This is a genomic window from Pseudomonas sp. P1_F7, from assembly GCF_056405655.1.
In genome coordinates, this window is sequence record NZ_JBFUBR010000026.1 from 107,758 (window position 1) to 128,202 (window position 20,445).

A 20,445-nucleotide genomic window follows, 5' to 3' on the forward strand; every position below is an offset into this window, starting at 1 on the left:
GGAGCAAGCTCCCTCGCCGCAGGGTGTTGCAGTGTTTAGAACAATTGGGTGAACAACCAGTACAAGCTACCCGACAGCAGGATCGCAGCCGGCAAGGTCAACACCCAGGCCATCAGCAGGTTGCGGATGGTCTTCATCTGCAAGCCGCCGCCGTTGGCGACCATGGTCCCGGCCACGCCCGAGGACAGCACGTGAGTGGTCGACACCGGCAGGCCGAACATGTCGGCGGCGCCGATGGTCAGCATCGCCACGGTTTCTGCCGAGGCGCCCTGGGCGTAAGTCAGGTGGGTCTTGCCGATTTTCTCACCGACGGTCACCACGATGCGCTTCCAGCCGACCATGGTGCCCAGGCCCAGGGCGATGGCCACGGCGATTTTCACCCACAACGGAATGAATCGCGTGGAGTTGTCGATCTGTTGCTTGAACAGTTGCAGCTTGCCATTGGTGTCGGCGTCGAAATTGCCGACCTTGTTCTTGTCCATCAGGCGAATGGTTTCGCTGCTCAAATACATGTCGTTACGCACGTTGCCCACGGCCTCGGCCGGGACTTTTGACAGCGAGCCATAACCCTTGACCTGGGCACCGATGCTGCCGGTCAGCGCCGCCAGCGCCGGCACCAGTTGCGGGGTCGCTTCCTTGCTGCGCACGTATTCGGACAGCACCGCGCGTGGGTCGGCCGGCGCTGGCAGGGGCGCCGCCTTGACCAGCGCTTGCTGGGTCACTTCGGCGACCGCCGCGAACTGCAACGCTTGATCCGCCGGCATGGTGCGGTTCAATGCGTAAGCCATTGGCAGCGTGCCCACCAGAATCAGCATGATCAGGCCCATGCCTTTCTGGCCGTCGTTCGAACCGTGGGCAAACGACACACCGGTGCAGGTCACGATCAGCAGGCCGCGAATCCACCATGGTGGCGGGGTCTCGCCCTTTGGTTCCTTGTACAGCGCACGATTTTTGACGAACGCGCGCAGGGCCAGCAACAGCAGCGCGGCGCAGCCGAAGCCGACCAGTGGCGAGAGCAGCAGCGCGTAACCGATCTTGATGGCTTGCGCCCAGTCCACACCGCTGGTGCCGTCGCGACCGTGCATCAGGGCGTTGGCCACACCGACCCCGATGATCGAACCGATCAGGGTGTGCGATGACGACGCCGGCAGGCCCAGCCACCAGGTGCCGAGGTTCCACAGGATCGCGGCGATCAGCAGGGCGAAGATCATCGCGAAGCCGGCCGACGAGCCGACTTGCAGGATCAGCTCCACCGGCAACAGGGCGATAATGCCGAACGCCACCGCGCCGCTGGACAGCAGCACCCCGAGGAAGTTGAAGAAACCGGACCAGACCACCGCCACGTTCGGTGGTAGCGAGTTGGTGTAAATCACCGTGGCCACCGCGTTGGCGGTGTCATGGAAGCCGTTGACGAACTCAAAGCCCAGGGCAATCAAAAGCGCCACGCCGAGCAGCAGGAACGGCGTCCAGGTGGTGACCACCGTGCCGAGTTCGTTCATGTCGTGCATCAGGCTGTAGGCGGTAAACAACAAGCCGATGGCCAACACGGCAAAAAACACCACGATGGTGATCAGGCCGGGTTTCTTGTCGAATTGCGGTTTGGCGCTACTGGCGGGTGCCGGGGCGGCGGTGAAGGAGGGCGTAGCCATCACGGACATTCCTGAGGAGGGAGGTGTATCAGTGATAATCGTTGCCAATTGTTACAGGGAGACTGCTTTGGATCAGTGTTTGGGTTTTTTGCAGGGCCGCTGATCTGAAGCCACCTGTCTGTGGAAGTGAACCCTGTAGCCCCAGAAACCGGCGATGATGTTGATCGGCAGCGCCAGCACGGTCACCACCGTCAGGGTGAACAGCGTGCGGTTGGTCTGTTCGTTGATGTTGGCGGCGATCTCTTCCTGCAACAGCTTGATCCGCTCGCCCAGCGCCGTGAGGTCGTTGATGATCAGCGCAAACTCTTCGGTGGATTTGCGCAGCTCCTTGACGTCTTCCTTTTGCAGCCATTGCGGCGGCCGGTTGAGCAGACGCAGCAATGAGCCTGGCTCCAGCGCCAGCAGCCGTTGCAAACGCACCAGCACCCGGCGATTGGCGCCCAGCTCGGCGCGGTTGGTCGACAGGCGCGAAGAGAGCAATTCATCTTCGATCTGGTCCACGCTCTGGCTGGTCTTGCGCACGATCTGGGTCAGCACTTCACCCTGGTCGCGCAGCAAATGCACCAACAGCTCCAGCGGGGAGCGAAAGCATTCCCGGGCCTTCACCGACGAGCGCAATTTGTCCACCGAGTGCAGCGGTTGCAGGCGGGCGCTGATGATCAGCCGGCTGCGGGCGCACACCCACAGGGTCGAGACATCCGACGAGACCATATTGCTGAGGTTGAACACCACGTCGTTGACCACCGCCAGCAACGCCGAATCGACATGTTCGATGCGCGTCGAGCGCGAGCCTTCGTGCAGCGCTTCGAAAAACTCCTCGGGCAAATCCAGATGGCTTTTCATCCAGCGCTCGCACGCGGCGTGGGCGAGGTTCAGGTGCAGCCAGAGAAATTGCTCGTCGCTCTCCGGTTGTTGCAGGTACTGCAAGGCCTCGGCGGAATTGATTTCCCGACCGGGCTCACCGGGGCGAAAGCTGAAACCGTAAAGCAGGCCGAACAGATCCGTGTCGCGATGACTGTGATCGATGCTGTGGTTCATGAGGGCTCGCAAGGGGAGACGCCTGTCGCAGGTTTCGCAGGTTCACTTGAGCGGCATCATCGCAAGGCAGGGTGACGTTTTTGTGACAGGAAAATAACGCAAACGATTGCACTACCGGCGGTCGGGATTTTCTCAAGAACCGCTCTGGCTAGCCGATCACGCTTGGGTTGAATTGCGCGCCGCAGGCCTCGGCCGTGAACGCAGACAGGGAAGTCCGGACACCTTTCACGCCTTACCGGGGCGTGCCTCATTCCTGTCATGAGTACATCCGATGGTTTTGCAAAAGTCCCTGAGAGCACAAATTCTCGCCCTGCTGAGCGGCAGCCTGCTGGCGATGCTGTTGATCGCCCTGGCGTGCTTTCACTTCCTGTCCAGTGGCGTGCAGCGCTACGCCAATCTGATCGAGGGCCCGCTGCATACCTCGCAATTGATCGATGAAGCCAACCTGCAATTCAAGGTGCAGGTGCAGGAGTGGAAAAACGTCCTGTTGCGCGGCAAGCAACCGGCGGACCTGAGCAAGTACTGGGGGCAATTCGAAGCCCGTCAGCGCGATGTGCAAAACATCCTCGGCGAACTGGCCGCGCAGAAGGGCATCGAGCCACAACTCAAGAGCCGCATCGAGCGCTTGCGTGACGAACATCGCCAGTTGGGCGCGGCCTATCAGAAGGGTCGGGACGCGTTCGTGGCAGCGGGCGGTGACCCGACGGCGGGCGACACGGCGGTCAAGGGCGTGGACCGCACCGCCAGCGATCAGATGAGCGAACTGGTTAGCGAGTTGCGCAAACAGGGCGCCGAGCAATCGACACTGATCAGCGCCGCCGCCGATCGCACGGTGATGCTGGGGATTATGGTGATGTTGGTTTCGGGGCTGCTGATCGGTCTGCTGAGCCTGTGGCTGGTCAACCGCCATCTGGTCGAGCCGATCCGCAAACTGATCGAGTACGTGGCGCAACTCAGCCAGGGTCGTTTTGCCGAGCGGGTGGCCAGCACCCGTCAGGACGAGTTGGGCAAACTGGCGATGGCCGCCAACACCCTGCGCGATTTCCTCGCCGAAACCTTCAACCGTTTGCAGCGCAGCGCGTCGGACCTGGACAGCGCCAGCGGCGAGTTGAATTCGATTGCCACGGTGATGGCCGGCGGTACCAACGAGCAGTTCAACCGCACCGATCAGGTGGCCACGGCGATGAACGAAATGTCCGCCACCGCACAGGAAGTGGCCCGTCATGCCGCCGAAGCGGCACGGGCCGCCGATGATGCCGACCAGTCCGCCCAGCAGGGCGAAAAAGTCATGCAGGGCACCATCCACACCATCACCCAAATGCGCGGCGAAATCGCCAACACCGCCACGGTCATCCGCCAGCTGGAAACCGACAGCGGGCGTATCGGCAAAGTGCTGGAAGTGATTCGCGGCATCGCCGAACAGACCAACCTGCTGGCGCTCAACGCGGCCATCGAAGCGGCGCGCGCCGGTGAAGCCGGACGCGGATTCGCGGTGGTGGCCGATGAAGTACGCAGCCTGGCCCAGCGCACGGCGGCGTCGATCATCGAGATCAACCAGATCATCCAGACCGTGCAGACCGGTGCAATCGAAGCGGCCCAGGCGATTGAAAGCGGTCAGTCACGCAGCGAACAAAGCGTGCAGCAAGTGACCGAGGCCGGCGCCATGCTCGAACGCATCACCCTGGCCGTGGAAGCCATCCGTGATATGAACCGCCAGATCGCCACTGCCGCCGAAGAGCAGACCTCGGTGGCCGAAGACATCTCGCGCAACCTCACCGAGATCACCAGCATCGCCAGCACCAACCTGGACAACGTGCAGCGCACTGAAGCGGCCAGCACCAACCTGCACGGTTTGTCGGGGCAGTTGAACGAGGTGACGGCGCGCCTGAGCGCTTGATGAAAGGGACTGTGTACCGGGTTCCTTATCGAGTCGGTACACAGTCGGTCTCAAGTGCAGATATAGGGTGTCGATGACGGGTTGAAGCTGAATCCACATTGGAAAAAAAAACGCCATGGTCAGCACGTCGGCCTGATCAATCATCCAGACGCAGAAAAGCCGCACGATCCGAAAACCGTGCGGCTCTTTGTTGTGTGCATCAGACGTCTTTTTTGTTCTTCAGGACTTCGCCGGTGGTGGCGTTCAAATCCACGTCCCATTCAACGTTGCTGGCGTCACGCAGTTCGACTTCGTACTCGTAGATGGCAGAGTGTTTGTCCAGGTCGCTGTCGGTAATGGTGGCCCCCGGGTGCAGCTTCAACACGATCTGGTTCAACTCTTCCATAGGCTTGATCTTGCCCTCCTTCACCAGCTGAGGGATCTGGTCGACGGGAACGTCTTTGGCCTGGGCCAAACCAGCGGTGAGCGTCAGGGCGGCAGCGGTGAAGAGGGCAGTCAAAGTCTTCATGAGTTCTTTCCTTGGGATAGTTGTTCAAGTGGGATCAGGTTAGTCGTATCAACTTAATTCACCCTTAAAACTGAGCGTTCGATTGCTTCGTTTGTTCAATTCTGTGCCCGGATCAACTCGCATGCTTTGCCTTCAATCAATGGAGGTGGCGATGAAAACTATCATTGCGGGGTTGTACGCACCGGTATTCTGGGGCGGATTCATCGGGGCAGGGGTGTGGCTGATCGGTGTCGGTGGCCTGTCGACGCTGTGGTTGATGCTGCTGTTTATTGCAGCCTTGCTGGTGTCGTTCCTGGCTGAATGGGCACTGCCCTATGAAGCTTGCTGGAACCGCAGCGCCGGCGATCGTCGGCGGGACATCCTCCACGCACTCATCAACGAAACCTTGGGCGCCCTCGGGCTTTTGGCATTGCCGGCTCTGGTGGCGTTGCTGGCGATTGATGGTGCGTGGCCACGGGGCTGGCCGTTATGGCTGCAACTGGGGCTGGCGATTTTCGTGGCAGACGCCGGGGTCAGCCTGATGCACTACGCCAGTCATCGACTGCCCTGGCTGTGGCGATTGCACGCGGTCCATCACAGTGTGCAACGCCTGTATGGCTTCAACGGCTTGATGAAACATCCGCTGCATCAAATGCTGGAAGCCTCGGCGGGGCTGTTGCCGCTGCTGGTGCTTGGCATCCCGCAAGATATTGCAGCGCTGTTGGCGTTCGCCATGGCGATCCAGCTTTTGCTGCAGCATTCGAATGTCGACATGCGCCCTGGTCCCTGGCGCTGGATCTTTGCCTGGGCACCGATGCACCGCTTTCACCACATCAAGTACGGCAAAGCTGGTGACGTCAATTTCGCCTTGTTCTTCAACCTGTGGGACTGGCTGCTGGGGACCGGGTTTTACACGCAGGACTATCAGGTTCGCCAAGGCGATCTCGGGATCGGCAGTCGTCCGGATTTTCCTTTGGATTATGTGGCGCAGTTGCTCGACCCGTTTGAGTCGATAGCGCTGGCAGAAGAGCCGCTCGTGCCGCCAGCGTTGCGTCGCTGAGTCAGTCCAGCAGATGCAGGTCGAGATGCCGCAAGGCTTGGCGGGCGGTCACGCCAAAGAGTTTTTTCAGGCTGCGGGAAAAGTGCGCCGAGTCGGCAAACCCGGCCGCATGGGCCGCCAGCGTCACGGCTTCGCCCGCCAGGATCAATTCCATCGCCAGACGCAGGCGTCGCCACAGCACCAGCCTGCGCACTGGCAAGCCGACCTGGCTGACGAACAGTCGCTGTAGCTGGCTCATGGATAGATGAGCGGTGTCGGCTACCGCGCGCGCGGCCACTTTGTTTGCCAGGGATATATCGATGGCAGCGATGGCGCGTTCGATCCGTGGGTCGGTCGGTGCGCGTCGCGAACAGTTGCGCACCGCCTGATCGAGACCTTGCAGAGACTGCTCGGCGTCCGACATTGCCTGGCTGAGTGTCGGCGCATCAAAGACCAGCGGCTCGGCATACAGCGTGAACAGCGGATCCGGCGCTTCGACAATGGCATGTCGAACGTGTGAAGGAATCAGCAGGCGAGTGGCGGTGACAGGCGTGCCGTCGAGCTCAACGGTCACCGGTTTGTCGGGTGCGAAGATCAGTTGATGGGCGTAGTGAGAGTGGGGCGCGGTGCGCCCCGACCGACCGTGGATCAGGGCATAGTCACGCCCGAGCCACAGTTGGCCAGTCCACTCGTTACCTTGGGTCATTTAAAAACCGTTGTTCTTCAACACCTGATCGACACTCGCCGCCGGGCGTTTATAGAACTTCAACAACTCACTGGCGCGATTGGTGAAGATGCCGTCGACTCCGGCGTCCATGACTTTCTGGTAATCCACCGCATCGTCGATGGTGTAGACGTGCACCAGCAGGCCCTGGTCGTGGGTGTACCGGTTCATCCAGGGTTGCACCAGATCCGAGTAACTCTGGTCGCCGCCCTGGGTCAGTGCGGCGGACGGGCCGGTGCCGATGGCGCCCTGGGCCTTGGCGTAGTCGACCCAATGCTGGAACTCGGTTTTGTCCTTCGGTTCCTGCCTGGCGTAGTAAGCGGCTTTGTCCTTTTCGCCGGACTCGGCAAATGTCACCTTGGACTTGGGCTCGATACTGCCTTCACCGACCCACAGCAAAAGGATTTTCGGCACCGTCGGCATCTCTTTTTGCAGCAGTTCGAGGCTGCTCTTCTCGAAGGTTTGCAGGACCACCTTGCCTTTGCCCTGGCCGACCGCCAGCTCGCTTTTTGCCAGCTTTGAACCGGTCGGGCTCAGCCACCCGCGGTCCTGAAGTTTTTCCTTGAGGTCGTGCTCGATGCCGGGAAACTGCTTCGGCTCCTTGGTCTCGATGTACAGGCCGGGCTTGTGCAGGCTGTTGCCCTCGGCGATATCGATGATTTCATCAAGGGTCAGAATCTTCAGGCCGGCGAAGGCAGGACGCGCGCGATCCGGGTACGCGGCATTGAACCAGCTGCCCGCATCCAGGGTTTTCAGCTCGGCCATGGTGAACGCATTGGCGGGGCTGTCCTTGCGCTCGGGGAATTTGCTGGCGACGTCGGTGGTGCGTTGCAGGTTGTTGTCGTGCAGGGCAAACAGCACGCCATCCTTGCTGCGTTGCAGATCCATTTCCAGGTAGTCGGCGCCCAAGTCGCGGGCAGTCTTGTAGGCGGCGGCGGTGGATTCCGGCGCATCGAAAGACGCGCCACGGTGGGCGATCACCGCCGGATGTGGAATTCCCAAGCGGGTCGCCAGCGCTGTGGGACCGGGTTCGCTGGCGGCCTGTGCCTGGCCGAGACCGAGACCGAGCAACAGGCTCAGTAACAGGGCGCTTTTGGTAAAGGTTGCGGGCATGGTCGAGATCCTTTCGCAATGAGTGAGCGGTCCCTTTTAACAACTGATCTTTGCAGGCGCTATAGCGAGACCGACATAAACCTGTCTAAAGCTGATTTTCGTCAGCGCTTTTGTGCGCCCGTTTGCAGTACGCTGGGGCGCTGCAATTTCCCCGGCAGAGGGAAACGCAGGCCCTGCGTGCAAACCAACGATCACCATTGCGGGGTTTACCATGCGCATCACTTCCCAGCTCATCTGCCAGGCTGCCGACCAACTCAAGGGCTTCGTCGGCCTCAACCGCAAGACCGGCCACTACATCGTGCGCTTCAGCGAAGACTCGTTCGGCATGGACGTGGCGGATGACGGCATTATCCCGACCAGTGAATTTGTCTGGGTCGCGGGTCCCGGGCAGACCATGACGCTCAAGCGTGAGTTGATTCAGTTGCTGCTGGACCAGAACATCGATGACCGGATCAACATCACCGAGCCGTTGCGGGTGTACATGAACCGGCGGGAAGTGCCGGAGATTTCGGCGGTTCGCAGTCTGGTTCAGAGCTGAGTTTTTGCGGTGATTTGACTGGCCTCATCGCGAGCAAGCTCGCTCCCACAGGTTTTTGTGTCGGGAATATGTCTTGCGTACACCCGCGCCCCCTGTGGGAGCGAGCTTGCTCGCGATGGCGGCCTGAAGAACTCTAAATCAGTTACTGATTGAACCCGTAGGCCCGCTCAACCCGACACACCCGCGTATGACACCGCGCATACCAGGTCGAGCGTCCGCGCTCGCGAATGGCCGCATGCTCAGGATGATGCTTCCACGCCAGAATCGCCGCTTCGCTGGCCCAGTACGACACCGTAATCCCAAGCCCATCCTCGCCCCGGGCCGATTCCACGCCGAGAAACCCCGGCTGTTCACGGGCCAGTTCCAGCATCCGTGCAGCCGCTTCGGCGTAACCCTGGTCACCCTCGGTGCGCAGTGAGGTAAAAATCACCGCGTAATAAGGCGCATCCGGCGTATCGGCGATCATGCCGAGCGCCCCGCACAGGCTTCGACAAAGGCGCCAACCAACGGCGGCAAGACGCCCTTGAGCGCTGCCCGCTCGGGCTGGAACAAGGTCGCGACAAAGAACGGATGGCCGCTGAGTTCGACCGCCCGCAGTCCGTGTTCCGAATCGTGGCCGACGGCGTGCAGTTCGCGCTTGAGCAGCTCCCCTTCGAACTGCGGATTCACCCCATAACGACAGCGATAGCCTTCACGAATCTCGGCGCTTTCGTACGCCTGGGCGAGCAACGAACCCTCAAGCAAATGAATCGTATCGACCGCTTCCACCAGCGTGCACGACAGTGGCGTCAGCAGCGCCCGTGCTGCATCGGGATTTGTCTCGCCGTGTTCGGCATCCGACCAGCCCAGCACGTTGCGCGCATATTCCAGCACCGCGTGTTGAAAACCGCCGCAGGTGCCGAGGAAAGGTCGCCGTTGTTCGCGGGCAAAGCGGATCGCTGTTAATGCGCCGTCCGTGCTCCGGTAAGGGCTGGCCGGTACGCACCAGAAGCCATCGAATGTGTGCAGCGGTTTCTCGGCGTGGATTTCATCGGTGGTCAGCCATTGCCATTGCACGTTAAGGCCACTGCGTTCAGCGGCCTTTTCGAGGGCGACGGGAATGGCCTGGTGGGCGGTGACGTGTGGGTCGTAGTCGCCGATCAGGGCGATGCGAATCGGGCGGGTTTCCATGAGAGGCCTCTGCACTTGTTGATTCCAGGTGCCCACTATAAATTGGCGTTCACGCACTCAATATTGGCGTTTTCCCAAATGATCAATGCGCTGGCGCACTATCGACTGGACTATGCGGACCTGGCCCTGATCCTCGCACTCGTGCGCGGCGGCTCTCTGGCTCGGGCTGCGCAACTGCTGAAGGTGGATGTCTCGACGGTGTTTCGAGCGGTGCGCCGGCTGGAGGCTGCACTGGGTCAGCAATTGTTCGAAAAAAGCCGCGCCGGTTACCTGCCCACCACCCTGGCGCAGTCCCTGGCTGAACAGGCCGAGCGCGCCGAGCAGGCGCTGGAGGCGGCGCGCATCGGGGTGGAGCAGGGTGGTGAAGTGATCAGTGGCATCGTGCGCCTGACCTGTACCGATTCGGTCCTGCAAGGTTTGCTGTTGCCGGCGTTGGCGCAGTTCATGCCGAACTATCCGGCGCTGACGCTCGAGCTCAGCACGTCCAATGATTTTGCCAACCTCAGCCGCCGGGATGCCGATATCGCCCTGCGCCTGACCCGCACGCCTCCGGAGCATCTGGTAGGACGGCGGCTGGCGGATATTTCCTACCGCGTGTGCGCCAGCAAGCGATACCTGCAATCGGTCAATACCACTGACCTGGCCTCATTGACCTGGATCGCCCCGGATGACTTTTTGCCTGATCACCCGACCGTTACCTGGCGTCGCCAAGCCTGGCCGGGCGTAACGCCGGGCTATCGCTGCAACAGCATGCTGTCGGTGACCGAGCTGGTCAGGGCGGGCCTGGGTGTAGCGGCGTTGCCGGACTTCTTGATCGGCGACGGATTACAGCCGCTGAGCGAACCGTTGCACGGATACGACACCGCGCTGTGGCTGCTGACCCGTCCCGACTGCCGCGCCTTGCGTTCGGTGGTCACCTTGTTCGATGAGTTGGGGCGGGCGCTGAAACTGCCGTGAAACCGTTCAGGCCTTTGGCTCATCCTTGCGCACGAAGTGCTGATGCATTTCCGTGGTCAGGTTTTCGATGCGTTCGGTGAGGGCCTTGGTCATCTCCGTGAGACGGGTGTTCTGCTCAAGCAGCTCCAGCAGTTGCGCAGTGTTTTTCGCGGCTTGCGCCTGTCGCTCACTGTTGGCAGTTGCCAGCGCTTCGCGGTGCTGCGCATCGGCATCGGATTGGGCTTTGTCCCGTGCGGCCTGACGAGTCTGGGCCAACAGAATCAATGGCGCGGCATAGGCCGATTGCAGGCTGAAAGCCAGGTTGAGCAGGATGAACGGGTACAAATCGAAATGGGTGAAACCGGACAGGTTGAGGCACACCCAGGCCACCACGATCAGCGTTTGTGCGCCGAGAAAAGTCGGTGTGCCGAAGAACCGCGCAAAGGCTTCGGCGCGCAGGGCAAACTTGTCATTGCCAAAGGTCGGCGCCAGGTGGGCATGAGGGCGATGGAAACGCAGGTGGTCGACGTGGGGGGCGGTTTCGTGGCTAGTGGTCATGATGCTCTCTGTCTGGCGCTGGGACTGAAGCTCACTATAGCCTCAGCGCCAGTTTCATTCTGAAACACATTGCACCATTCAAATCAGCGCCATCAATCCATCGACACCGCCGTCGACCTTGTCATTTATTGCACCTGATAGCAGGCCAGAAACATGTCCAGCGCGGACTCGGCCACCCGGTGTTGTTCTTCGGCTGACAAGCCGGGTTGCCCCATGGAAATCTGCGGCCAGAATGCAAAAGACTTGAGCAGGCCATGGATCTGTTGGGCGGCGAATTCGGGAGCCACGGCCTTCAATCGGCCATCCGCTTGAGCGGCCCGAATCCACACCGTCAGTCCCTCTTCGCGCGCGCCCATTCGGGCCACCATGTCCTGCGCCCGCTCCGGGGAATGAATTGTTGCCGCAATGGCGACCCGTGCCAGGTCGAGCAGATTGTCATCGCCCAACATTTGCAGTTTGGCCATCAGCAATATGCGCAGTTGATCGCGCAGCGGCAGGTCGGGACGGTAGGACCTTTCCTGTTCTGCCGTCACCCGTATCCACAACTGATTGAGGATCTCGGCGAACAACTCTTCCTTGCTGGGAAAGTGGTTGTACACCGTGCGCTTCGACACGCCGGCAGTGGCAGCAATCTTGTCCATGCTGGTGATCTCGAAACCGTTGTCACGGAATTCGTTGATCGCGGCTTGAATGATCGCTTGGCGTTTTCGGTCGGTGAGGCGCTGTGGAGCTGTCATAAGTACGCTTCGGCAGGGAAAAGGGGGTAATTACACTCAGCAGTTTACTTGTCCTCGACATTGATGCAACCTAGAAACTACACTGTGCAGTGTAATGTTTTGTTAACCCTGCCCAGTAAAAATAGAAAGTCCGGCTAATGCGTGCGTGCCTTGGCCATTTATCGTCCCAAAGCGGAGAATCGCGTCATGCGGTTTTTCTGGAGTCATTCAGTCATGGCCAATTCAAACTCCCCGGCGGACAACGCCTCCACACCTGAAGCGTCCCGACAGGCTCAAGGGCAGTATCAAAACTTCACGCCGGTTCAACGTTTAAGCTTTGGCAAAACCATGGGCATCCTGTGGAACGTGCTGTTCCACAAACCGCAAAATACCCGCCCGAGCGCACCCGTCCCGGTGCAAGCCCTGACTCAAGCCGCGCTGATTGCCGCGCCGAACCACAGCGTCTATCGCCTGGGCCACTCCACGGTGTTGCTCAAGCTGCGCGACAAGTTCTGGATCACCGACCCGGTCTTCGCCGAGCGTGCCTCGCCGGTGCAATGGGCCGGCCCCAAGCGTTTCCACCAGCCACCGATCAGCCTGGAAGAATTGCCACCGATCGAAGCGGTGATCCTGTCCCACGACCACTACGACCACCTGGATCATCAGGCTGTGCTGAAGCTCGCGGACAAGACCAAACATTTCCTTACCCCGCTGGGCGTAGGCGACACCTTGATCAAGTGGGGCATCGACGCCAGCAAAGTCCGCCAACTGGATTGGTGGCAAGGCACGGAAGTCGATGGCATCCAGTTCATCGCTACTCCATCGCAGCACTTTTCCGGCCGTGGCCTGTTCGACAGCAACAGCACCCTCTGGGCTTCGTGGGTGATGATCGACGGCGACACACGCATTTTCTTCAGCGGCGACAGCGGCTACTTCGACGGCTTCAAACGCATCGGCGAACAGTACGGCCCATTCGACCTGACCCTGATGGAAACCGGTGCCTACAACGTCGACTGGCCGCACGTGCACATGCAACCCGAACAAACCCTGCAGGCCCACCTCGACCTCAAGGGCCGCTGGCTACTGCCGATCCACAACGGCACCTTCGACCTGTCGATGCACGCCTGGTACGAACCCTTCGACCGCATCCTGGCCCTGGCCTGGGAGCGCAACGTATCGATCACCACGCCGCAGATGGGAGAGGCGTTCAACTTGATGCATCCGCAGCGTGGTGGGGCGTGGTGGCTGGCGGTGGAAGGGGAGAGTGATCGGGTGGTGGTGCAGAACGCGTAGAGTTGTGATCCCGGCCGGTCTGCGGACCGGCTTGGGAGCTCAACTAAATCAGTTAGCCACGCTAGTTCTTTAACTGCTCAAGGAACCCCGAGATCTTTTCCACGCTCAGGTCGCGAAACTTCCCTCGAAGTATTTCGTTTAGTTCTTCGGCAGACAATCCGAGCTTCTGCGCAGCATCAGTCTTACTCAATCGACCGCTTTCCAGCAGAAGGCCAATCTTCATAACGCATTCAGATTTGGCTCGCATATCACCAGCATCGGGAATGCCCAGTGCCTGATAAACGCAGTTTTCGCCATCGTCGATTTCGTTCATCTGTTGATCCTCACTCCACCATCGCAAAATCCGCCCGCCCAACCGGATTCGGCGTAGACCCCTTCACATTCATCCCTCGACCCGGCGCAAACCCCGGGAAGAACACCAGCCCCTCCGATTCGAACCGATAGGCCAGCGCCAGGCGCGTGACATCCAGCACCTCCTGGCGTGCCTCGAAACGTTGAATGGCTTCCACCGAGACCCGGGACTCCCGCGACAGCTCTTGCACACTCCAACCCAGCATCGCTCGGGCCTGGGCGCAGTGGGCCGGGGTGAATTGGAAGAGGGCGATACGTTCCAGGGTGATTTTCATCGCTTGAGAGGCCATGGTGTTCTCCGGGCTCGAGAGTGTTGGTCAAAATATACTGTGTTTTTGTACAGTTGTTTTGAGCCCGGATCAAACGCATTTTTTGATTTGTCTTTTCAGGCAGACGAACGGCACTGCGCCTATTTGTCCGCCAACCCTGGCGCCTCCCGCACAATAAAGTGATCCAGATTTTCAATGTTGGCGCTGAACACCCCGAACGTCTGCTCGGGGTTTTTCTTGCTCGGCACCTGCTTCAGCTCGGGCGTCACGCCATAAAAGAAGCAATACAGCTCCCGCCCGCTCTCGATGGCGTGCTTGATCTCCTCCAGGAACGCCTTGCGCTTGCGGTAGCTATCGATCAGCTTCTTGCTCAGGTAAACATTGACCGAGTACGGCTTCCTCTCGAACCAGACCTTCTTCTCGAAATCGATGCGAAAACTCTGGGTGTAGTCCTTGATCTCCTTGACCTTGCCCCAGTAAATCAGCCCCTTGTTGTCTTGCAGATACTCGATCTTCTTGAAAAACGACCCGTAAGGCGCGGTGTGCTCGCCAATCTTCAGCGGCACGCGCTTGAGCAAATCCTTGTCGTCGAAGTTTGAAACGAAACACTCCACCGGATGGGCGAAAACGCTGGTTTTGTCAGGTGTCGAATCCCGACTCGGTTGCTCGACATTGCTAGCCGCCTTAGGCGCCAATGGCTCATCCCGAACCACATCGGCAATCACCACCGGGCTGGACGGCCTACGCACATACTCACGCCGGCTCAGTAACAATTCCGACGGGAAATTTTCCTCGCGACTGTCATCCGTTTCCGCCTCATCCACACCCGACGCCGGCGTCTTCAAGCTGACATAAGGGCAACCCTCGACATGCCGCGTACTCGGCAAGTTCTTGAAGTGTGGCGTGCGCACGTAATTCACGTTCTTCGCGTTGAACGTGCCCAGCTCATTGGCCGTATCGAACGCCAGGCGACAGGCATCGTTGGGGCACTGGAAGTGTTCCCTGGCGGAATCGAAATCCATCGTCTCGTCGAAATTCAGATCCCGAACGTCGTAGATCGACAACTTGTCGTTGAGGCTGAGGCAGTAGGCGAGGTCGAATTTCATGTCGGGTTCCAAGTCCTTTAGGTGACCAGCTTCCAGTGATGGCGCATTCGAAGCAATAGCTACACTGAGATCACTTCGATATCGCCGAGTCTGCATCGTCCAGCAAAGAGGGCGGTTTATGAGCCATTCAGATACTTCGTCCCCCCTTCCGGAACCGGGCCGGATAGCCCTCCGGGATGAACAGACCGGTTGGCGCCGCTGGCTACCGGGGCTGGGCATGCTGCGCGAGTACCAACCGGCATGGTTGCGTTACGACCTCGTGGCCGGCCTGGTGCTGACCACAATGCTGGTGCCTGTCGGTATCGCCTATGCGGTGGCATCGGGTGTCCCCGGCATTTATGGCCTCTACGCGACGATCGTTCCGCTGCTGTTCTATGCCTTGTTTGGCCCCAGCCGAATTCTGGTGATGGGGCCGGATTCCTCCCTGGTGGCCGTCATCCTTGCCGTCATCATTCCACTCTCCGGCGGCGACCCGCAGCGTGCCGTCGCATTGGCGGGGATGATGGCGATCGTCTCGGGAGCGGTGTGTATCCTGGCCGGTATGGCGCGCCTGGGTTTTATCACCGAGTTGCTGTCCAAACCGATCCGCTACGGCTACATGAACGGCATCGCACTGACCGTATTGATCAGCCAACTGCCCAAACTGTTCGGTTTTTCGATTGAGTCCAACGGTCCATTGAGAGACTTATGGACCATTGCCTCAGCGGTGATGGAGGGAAAGGTCAACTGGACCACCTTCATGGTGGGCGGGCTCACCCTGGCGGCGATCTTGCTGCTCAAAAGATGGCCGCGACTGCCGGGCATCCTGATCGCTGTGGTAGGCGCGACAGTCGCCGTGGGCGTACTCGACCTTGCGACACGCGCCGGTGTGAAGGTCCTCGGTTCACTCCCGCAAGGCTTGCCCGGATTCGCCATCCCCTGGATCACCAGCGCCGATATCGTCCCGGTCTTGATTGGTGGTTGCGCCGTCGCACTGGTCTCGTTTGCCGACACCAGCGTGCTCTCCCGTGTCTATGCGGCGCGGACCCGAACCTACGTCAACCCGAACCAGGAAATGATGGGCCTCGGTATCGCCAACCTGGCTGCCGGATTTTTTCAGGGTTTCCCGATCAGTAGCAGCTCGTCACGGACTCCCGTGGCCGAGGCCGCGGGCGCCAAAACCCAACTGACCGGCGTCGTCGGCGCACTGGCTGTTGCCTTGCTGCTGGTGGTGGCACCGGACCTGCTGCAACATTTACCGTCCAGCGCCCTGGCGGCGGTCGTGATCGCCTCGGCCATCGGCCTGATCGAGGTCACCGACCTGCGACGGATCTATCGCATCCAGCGTTGGGAATGCTGGCTATCGATTGTCTGTACCGTCGGCGTGACCGTGTTCGGCGCGATCGAGGGCATCGGCCTGGCCATCGTGATTGCCGTCATTGAGTTCCTCTGGGATGGCTGGCGCCCGTACTCCGCGGTATTGGGGCGCGCCGATGGGGTCAAGGGCTACCACGACATCAAACGCTACCCCGATGCGCGGCTGATACCCGGCCTGGTCCTGTTTCGCTGGGATGCGCCCTTGTTCTTCGCCAACGCCGAACTGTTCAGCGACCGAGTGCTGGACGCCGTGGCGGCATCGCCCACACCGGTGCGCTGGCTGGTGGTCGCCGCAGAACCGGTCACCAGCGTCGACGTGACCTCTGCCGACATGCTCGCCGAACTGGACGACACCCTGCACGCGGCAGGTATCGAGCTGTGCATTGCCGAGATGAAGGACCCGGTCAAGGACAAGCTCAAGCGGTTTGGATTGTTTGCGCGCTTGGGTGAAACGGCGTTTTTTCCAACGGTCGGAACGGCTGTGGATAGCTATGTCGCGACGTATTCGGTGGATTGGGTGAAAGGGGGCGCGCATCGCTGAGCGGCGACTGGCAGTCCGTTCTGCGAGCCTGCCAGCGATTGACTGCATCAGCTCAGTCTCTACGCTTATGCCGAGGACGAAATCGAGACGTCACATCAAGGAGCGCACCATGCCGAACAACTGGCCCGCCGGGATTGAGCACGTTGTCGTGCTGATGATGGAAAACCGATCATTCGATCATTTGCTGGGGGATTACACCCGCATCAACCCTGCGTGTGACGGTATCGACCGTAACGCGCCCAGCACCAACCCGCTGAAGCTGGCCAATGGCAATTCGACGGTGATCACCCAGGCCTCGGAGTTCCCGGAGAACTACAGCCTGTGGGCGCCGCCGCCCCCTCTACCTCCGGCGCTACCGCCGAGTAACAGTGAGGGTTTCGACCTTGGCCACGAGTTCGTCAACGTAGAGAAACAACTGGGCGTCTCCTTCAAGACCAGCCCGGCCAACCCTACACTCGCTGGTTTTGCCCAGGACGCCTACGACAAGGCCCGCACCGATCTGAAGGTGTACAAAACCTGGTCGCAATCCATGGCCCAACGGGCGATGAACTACATCCCGTTCGGCGCTACGCCAGCGAAGGATACGCTGCCGGCGATCCACGGATTGGCGCGTAACTTCACCGTGTGCGACCGCTGGTTTTCCTCGGTCCCAGGCCCAACCTGGCCGAACCGCTTTTTTGCCATGCTCGGCAGTTGCAATGGTCATCTGCTGATGCCCTCCACCGGCACGGTGCTGGCTGGCATCAAAAGCCTGATCGCCCAGTTCGGCGGCGAGAGCATTTTTTCGCTGCTGCGCGACAACGGCCATGACGCACGTATTTACTCCGACGGCGCCGTTCCGCTGGCGGCGCTGGTCAAGGGTGGTTTGCAGCACCTGAGCATCGACGACTTCAAGTCAGACGTCGCCGGAAACAAACTCCCCGAACTGTCCTGGATCGAGCCGAGCTATGGCCTGCTCAATGGCAAACTCGGGCCAAACGTGTCCCATCATCCGCCTGAAGACCTGCGCTTTGGCGATCAGTTTGTCGGTGAGGTGTTCAATGCCTTGTCGGCCAATCCCGCTGTCTGGAACAAAACCCTGTTCGTGTTGCTGTACGACGAACATGGCGGCTTCCATGACCACGTGGTGCCGCCGACTTGCGTGGCGACCGGTTCAACGGTCGATGTCCCATGGAAAAACCCCTTCACCCGCCTTGGCGTGCGTGTACCAGCGATCCTGGCTTCGCCGTGGCTCAAGCCGGGTTTGATCCCCTGGACGGGCGATGTCCAGGCGCAGCACTACGATCACACCAGTTTGCTGGCGTTTCTTTGCGATCACTTCAAATTGCCGCGCAGCGCCCTCGGCCCACGGGTGATCGCGGCGCAGCACTTTGGTAATGCGCCCATCTGGCGTGCTGCACCGGGCGTAACGGCTGCGCCAAAATTGGCGGCCACCGTGGTGCCGAGTCGCGCCGGGTTGCCATTGATCGAGTCCGAACTGGCGACCCAGAGTCGACAAGTGGTGGACAGCGCCACCGGTTACCTCGACGGCCTCGATCCAGAGCAGATCTGGAAGAGCAGCGCCCAATGGGTCAGCGGTTTTCTCGGCAACCGCAGCCGCGCCTTGGCTGATCCGGGTCAGGCTGCGCTTACGCCTGCCGCGCCCAGTGCGGACAGCCTGGAGGCGAAACTGCGGCGCCTGCAGGATTTGATGGTCACCGCCCAAGGGCAAACGGTTCCTGCGGTTGCGGTGCCGGCCAGCAAAGCCTTGGTCGAGCCGGGATCGGATGCCGCGCTAACACGGCTGCGCATCCTGTGCCTGCCCGGTGTCGGGTTCAGCCGGGCAGCCGGCGGGCAGGGCGGTATCGATGCGAACTGGCAGGAGCAGTGGCGCACCTTGATCCGCACTCAACTGGCGCAGAACGGTCGCCCAATCGATGACCAGGACATCGACTTTCTGACTTTCGATGACCAGCTCAAGGAGGGGCCGGACTTCGCCCAGATCACCCGAGGCCTGGCGATGCTGAGGGCCGATGCCAGGGGCAAGGCCGACGAGAACTTCGGCAGTTGGGGCTTGCCGGTCAACCAGATGTTGCGCACCACGGTGGGCGCCCTCGTGCAATGGATCGAAGACGCCGATTTGCGTACGGAGTTGACTCAACATCTGCTCGCAAAGATCGAGGAATTCAATCCGCAGATCATCTTCGCCCAAGGCCTGGGCAGCCTGATCGGCTACGACGCCCTGCGCCGTTCGGTGGCGAAAAAAGGTTCGGCGCTCAAGCGCATCGATGGCCGAGTATTCGTCAGTTTTGGCTCACCGATCGCACTGCCGCTGGTGATGCGCGAAGTGTGGGGCGGGCGGGTCTTGCGCCTGAGCGAAAACGGCCGAGGCATCCGCCGCTGGTTCCACCTCCATAACCCCAACGACGGCTTGCTGACCCGGCCGATCACTTCGCCGGACTCCGCGCGAGTCGACCTGCAAACCGAATTCACCTTGCCATTGCGCGATGATCTGCTCGACCTCAATCACGCCGCCCAGGCCTACTTGTCGTCACCCACCAGCCAGACCGGCCTCTGGCCGCAACTGGCCCGCGATGTGGTGGCCGCACGGGCACTGGAAGTGCCGGCGTTCCTGTCCCGCAGTGGCCAACGCAAACGCCGCGCCCTGGTGGTCGGCATCAACGATTACCGCGACCCGAGCGCACGCCTCGACGGCTGCATCAACGACACCTACCTGATCAGCCGCATGCTTCAGGAAAGCGGCTACGACGCCGGCGACATCCGTTTGCTGCACGACGCCCGAGCGACCCGAGCCAACTTCGTCGAGCGCCTCGAGTGGCTGGTGGAAGGCGCCCGCGCCGGCGACGAGCGCGTGTTGTTCTACTCCGGCCACGGCACTCAGCTACCGGTCTACAGTAGCAGCGGCGAAGCCGATTGCATGGACGAAACCCTGGTGCTCCACGATTTCGACTGGGACGACGAAAGCACCCACTTCACCGACAAACTGTTCCGCCAGTTCTACAGCCACCTGCCATTCGACCCGGACGGCCACGGCGCCAAACTCACCGTCATGTTCGACTGCTGCTACGCTGGCGGCATGACCCGCGGCAACGGCCGCGTGCGCGGCATCACCCCACCCAGCGACATCCGCCACCGCATGCTGCGCTGGGACCCCTACGCCGGCGACTGGGACCGCCGCGTCTACGCCGTCGACGCCGACCGCCGCGACTTCAGCGAACAAGACAACAAAACCCGCGGCCTCACCCGCACCCGCACCACCCAAGGCGCCGCCACGGGCCTGCGCCCCGAGAAAAAAGCCCAACTGCTGCGCCAAGGCAAACTCTACGGCCACCACGGCCCCTACATGCCCCTGATGCTCTATGCAGCGCGGGAAAACGAAAAGGCCAGCGAATATGTGGCGGGCTCCAACCACTACGGCGCCTTCACCTATGCCCTGGTTGAACAATTACGCAAATTGCATCAGGAGGATTCGACGCTGGGGTTTGATCAGTTGATTGAGCGGGTGGGGAGTGTGCTGAGCGCGAGGTCGTTGGGGCAGACGCCGGAGATTGTCGGGCCGAGTGGGGTTAGGGCGGCGGTGTGTCCGTGGCGGATTAGTGGGTTGGGGAGGTGAGGGGCTGGCCTATCGAAAAGCTACCGCTTCGGCTAGTTTGGCTAACTCCAT

18 protein-coding genes and 1 pseudogene are annotated in these 20,445 nt (G+C 60.7%); 7 read left to right on the forward strand and 12 right to left on the reverse strand.

The window, feature by feature from the left end; all coding sequences use genetic code 11:
- Positions 1-35: 35 nt before the first annotated feature.
- Both AC1D1M_RS29095 and AC1D1M_RS29100 read right to left on the reverse strand, forming a co-directional pair.
- On the reverse strand, positions 36-1,649 hold the full coding sequence (locus tag AC1D1M_RS29095; RefSeq protein WP_477778350.1) for an inorganic phosphate transporter: 1,614 nt from the start codon (positions 1,647-1,649) through the stop codon (positions 36-38).
- A 129-nt stretch (positions 1,650-1,778) separates the two neighbouring features.
- Positions 1,779-2,687, reverse strand: a pseudogene (locus AC1D1M_RS29100) (transporter); the annotation flags it as partial.
- A gap of 271 nt (positions 2,688-2,958) precedes the next feature.
- On the opposite strand from AC1D1M_RS29100, the gene AC1D1M_RS29105 reads away from it, so the two are divergent.
- Positions 2,959-4,584, forward strand: coding sequence for a methyl-accepting chemotaxis protein (locus AC1D1M_RS29105; protein WP_477778351.1), 1,626 nt, complete (start codon positions 2,959-2,961; stop codon positions 4,582-4,584).
- A 199-nt stretch (positions 4,585-4,783) separates the two neighbouring features.
- Here the strand turns inward: AC1D1M_RS29105 and AC1D1M_RS29110 are convergent, their stop codons facing one another.
- Positions 4,784-5,092 carry a PepSY domain-containing protein gene (locus AC1D1M_RS29110; protein ID WP_477778352.1) on the reverse strand — a complete coding sequence of 103 codons (309 nt, stop codon included), beginning with the start codon at positions 5,090-5,092 and terminating at the stop codon, positions 4,784-4,786.
- 151 nt (positions 5,093-5,243) lie between these two features.
- On the opposite strand from AC1D1M_RS29110, the gene AC1D1M_RS29115 reads away from it, so the two are divergent.
- Complete coding sequence (locus AC1D1M_RS29115) at positions 5,244-6,131, forward strand: sterol desaturase family protein (protein ID WP_477778353.1); 888 nt, start codon at positions 5,244-5,246, stop codon at positions 6,129-6,131.
- Position 6,132: 1 nt separating this feature from the next.
- Here AC1D1M_RS29115 and AC1D1M_RS29120 read toward each other — a convergent pair whose 3' ends face one another.
- Both AC1D1M_RS29120 and AC1D1M_RS29125 read right to left on the reverse strand, forming a co-directional pair.
- Positions 6,133-6,816, reverse strand: coding sequence for a helix-turn-helix transcriptional regulator (locus AC1D1M_RS29120; protein WP_477778354.1), 684 nt, complete (start codon positions 6,814-6,816; stop codon positions 6,133-6,135).
- Entirely contained in the window at positions 6,817-7,947 is a 1,131-nt protein-coding gene (locus AC1D1M_RS29125; protein WP_477778355.1) for a glycerophosphodiester phosphodiesterase, read from the reverse strand.
- Positions 7,948-8,158: 211 nt separating this feature from the next.
- On the opposite strand from AC1D1M_RS29125, the gene AC1D1M_RS29130 reads away from it, so the two are divergent.
- Positions 8,159-8,485: a DUF2025 family protein gene (locus AC1D1M_RS29130; protein ID WP_477778356.1), complete on the forward strand. Its 327-nt coding sequence runs from the start codon at positions 8,159-8,161 to the stop codon at positions 8,483-8,485.
- Between the two features lie 142 nt (positions 8,486-8,627).
- Here AC1D1M_RS29130 and AC1D1M_RS29135 read toward each other — a convergent pair whose 3' ends face one another.
- Both AC1D1M_RS29135 and AC1D1M_RS29140 read right to left on the reverse strand, forming a co-directional pair.
- A complete protein-coding gene (locus tag AC1D1M_RS29135; protein ID WP_477778357.1) occupies positions 8,628-8,951 on the reverse strand; it encodes an antibiotic biosynthesis monooxygenase family protein in 324 nt (107 codons plus the stop codon).
- The gene (locus AC1D1M_RS29140) at positions 8,948-9,655 is read right to left on the reverse strand and encodes a CTP synthase C-terminal region-related (seleno)protein (RefSeq protein WP_477778358.1); all 708 of its coding nucleotides are present in this window, start codon (positions 9,653-9,655) and stop codon (positions 8,948-8,950) included. Before AC1D1M_RS29140 ends, AC1D1M_RS29135 begins: the two co-directional genes overlap by 4 nt.
- 15 nt (positions 9,656-9,670) lie before the next feature.
- Between AC1D1M_RS29140 and AC1D1M_RS29145 the strand changes: the two genes are divergently transcribed.
- Positions 9,671-10,612, forward strand: coding sequence for a LysR family transcriptional regulator (locus AC1D1M_RS29145; RefSeq protein WP_477778359.1), 942 nt, complete (start codon positions 9,671-9,673; stop codon positions 10,610-10,612).
- A gap of 6 nt (positions 10,613-10,618) precedes the next feature.
- Here the strand turns inward: AC1D1M_RS29145 and AC1D1M_RS29150 are convergent, their stop codons facing one another.
- A complete protein-coding gene (locus tag AC1D1M_RS29150; protein WP_477778360.1) occupies positions 10,619-11,149 on the reverse strand; it encodes a DUF1003 domain-containing protein in 531 nt (176 codons plus the stop codon).
- A gap of 125 nt (positions 11,150-11,274) precedes the next feature.
- Positions 11,275-11,886 carry a TetR/AcrR family transcriptional regulator gene (locus AC1D1M_RS29155; protein WP_477778361.1) on the reverse strand — a complete coding sequence of 204 codons (612 nt, stop codon included), beginning with the start codon at positions 11,884-11,886 and terminating at the stop codon, positions 11,275-11,277.
- A 213-nt stretch (positions 11,887-12,099) separates the two neighbouring features.
- Between AC1D1M_RS29155 and AC1D1M_RS29160 the strand changes: the two genes are divergently transcribed.
- Positions 12,100-13,158 carry an MBL fold metallo-hydrolase gene (locus AC1D1M_RS29160; protein WP_477778362.1) on the forward strand — a complete coding sequence of 353 codons (1,059 nt, stop codon included), beginning with the start codon at positions 12,100-12,102 and terminating at the stop codon, positions 13,156-13,158.
- Positions 13,159-13,219: 61 nt separating this feature from the next.
- Here AC1D1M_RS29160 and AC1D1M_RS29165 read toward each other — a convergent pair whose 3' ends face one another.
- From AC1D1M_RS29165 to AC1D1M_RS29175, 3 genes are all read right to left on the reverse strand, one after another.
- Complete coding sequence (locus AC1D1M_RS29165; RefSeq protein WP_080925349.1) at positions 13,220-13,471, reverse strand: XRE family transcriptional regulator; 252 nt, start codon at positions 13,469-13,471, stop codon at positions 13,220-13,222.
- A 10-nt stretch (positions 13,472-13,481) separates the two neighbouring features.
- The gene (locus AC1D1M_RS29170; protein ID WP_477754433.1) at positions 13,482-13,799 is read right to left on the reverse strand and encodes a helix-turn-helix domain-containing protein; all 318 of its coding nucleotides are present in this window, start codon (positions 13,797-13,799) and stop codon (positions 13,482-13,484) included.
- Positions 13,800-13,918: 119 nt separating this feature from the next.
- Complete coding sequence (locus AC1D1M_RS29175) at positions 13,919-14,884, reverse strand: hypothetical protein (protein ID WP_477778363.1); 966 nt, start codon at positions 14,882-14,884, stop codon at positions 13,919-13,921.
- Between the two features lie 118 nt (positions 14,885-15,002).
- Between AC1D1M_RS29175 and AC1D1M_RS29180 the strand changes: the two genes are divergently transcribed.
- Complete coding sequence (locus tag AC1D1M_RS29180) at positions 15,003-16,781, forward strand: SulP family inorganic anion transporter (RefSeq protein WP_477778364.1); 1,779 nt, start codon at positions 15,003-15,005, stop codon at positions 16,779-16,781.
- 109 nt (positions 16,782-16,890) lie between these two features.
- Positions 16,891-20,394: an alkaline phosphatase family protein gene (locus AC1D1M_RS29185; RefSeq protein WP_477778365.1), complete on the forward strand. Its 3,504-nt coding sequence runs from the start codon at positions 16,891-16,893 to the stop codon at positions 20,392-20,394.
- Positions 20,395-20,445 lie beyond the last annotated feature (51 nt).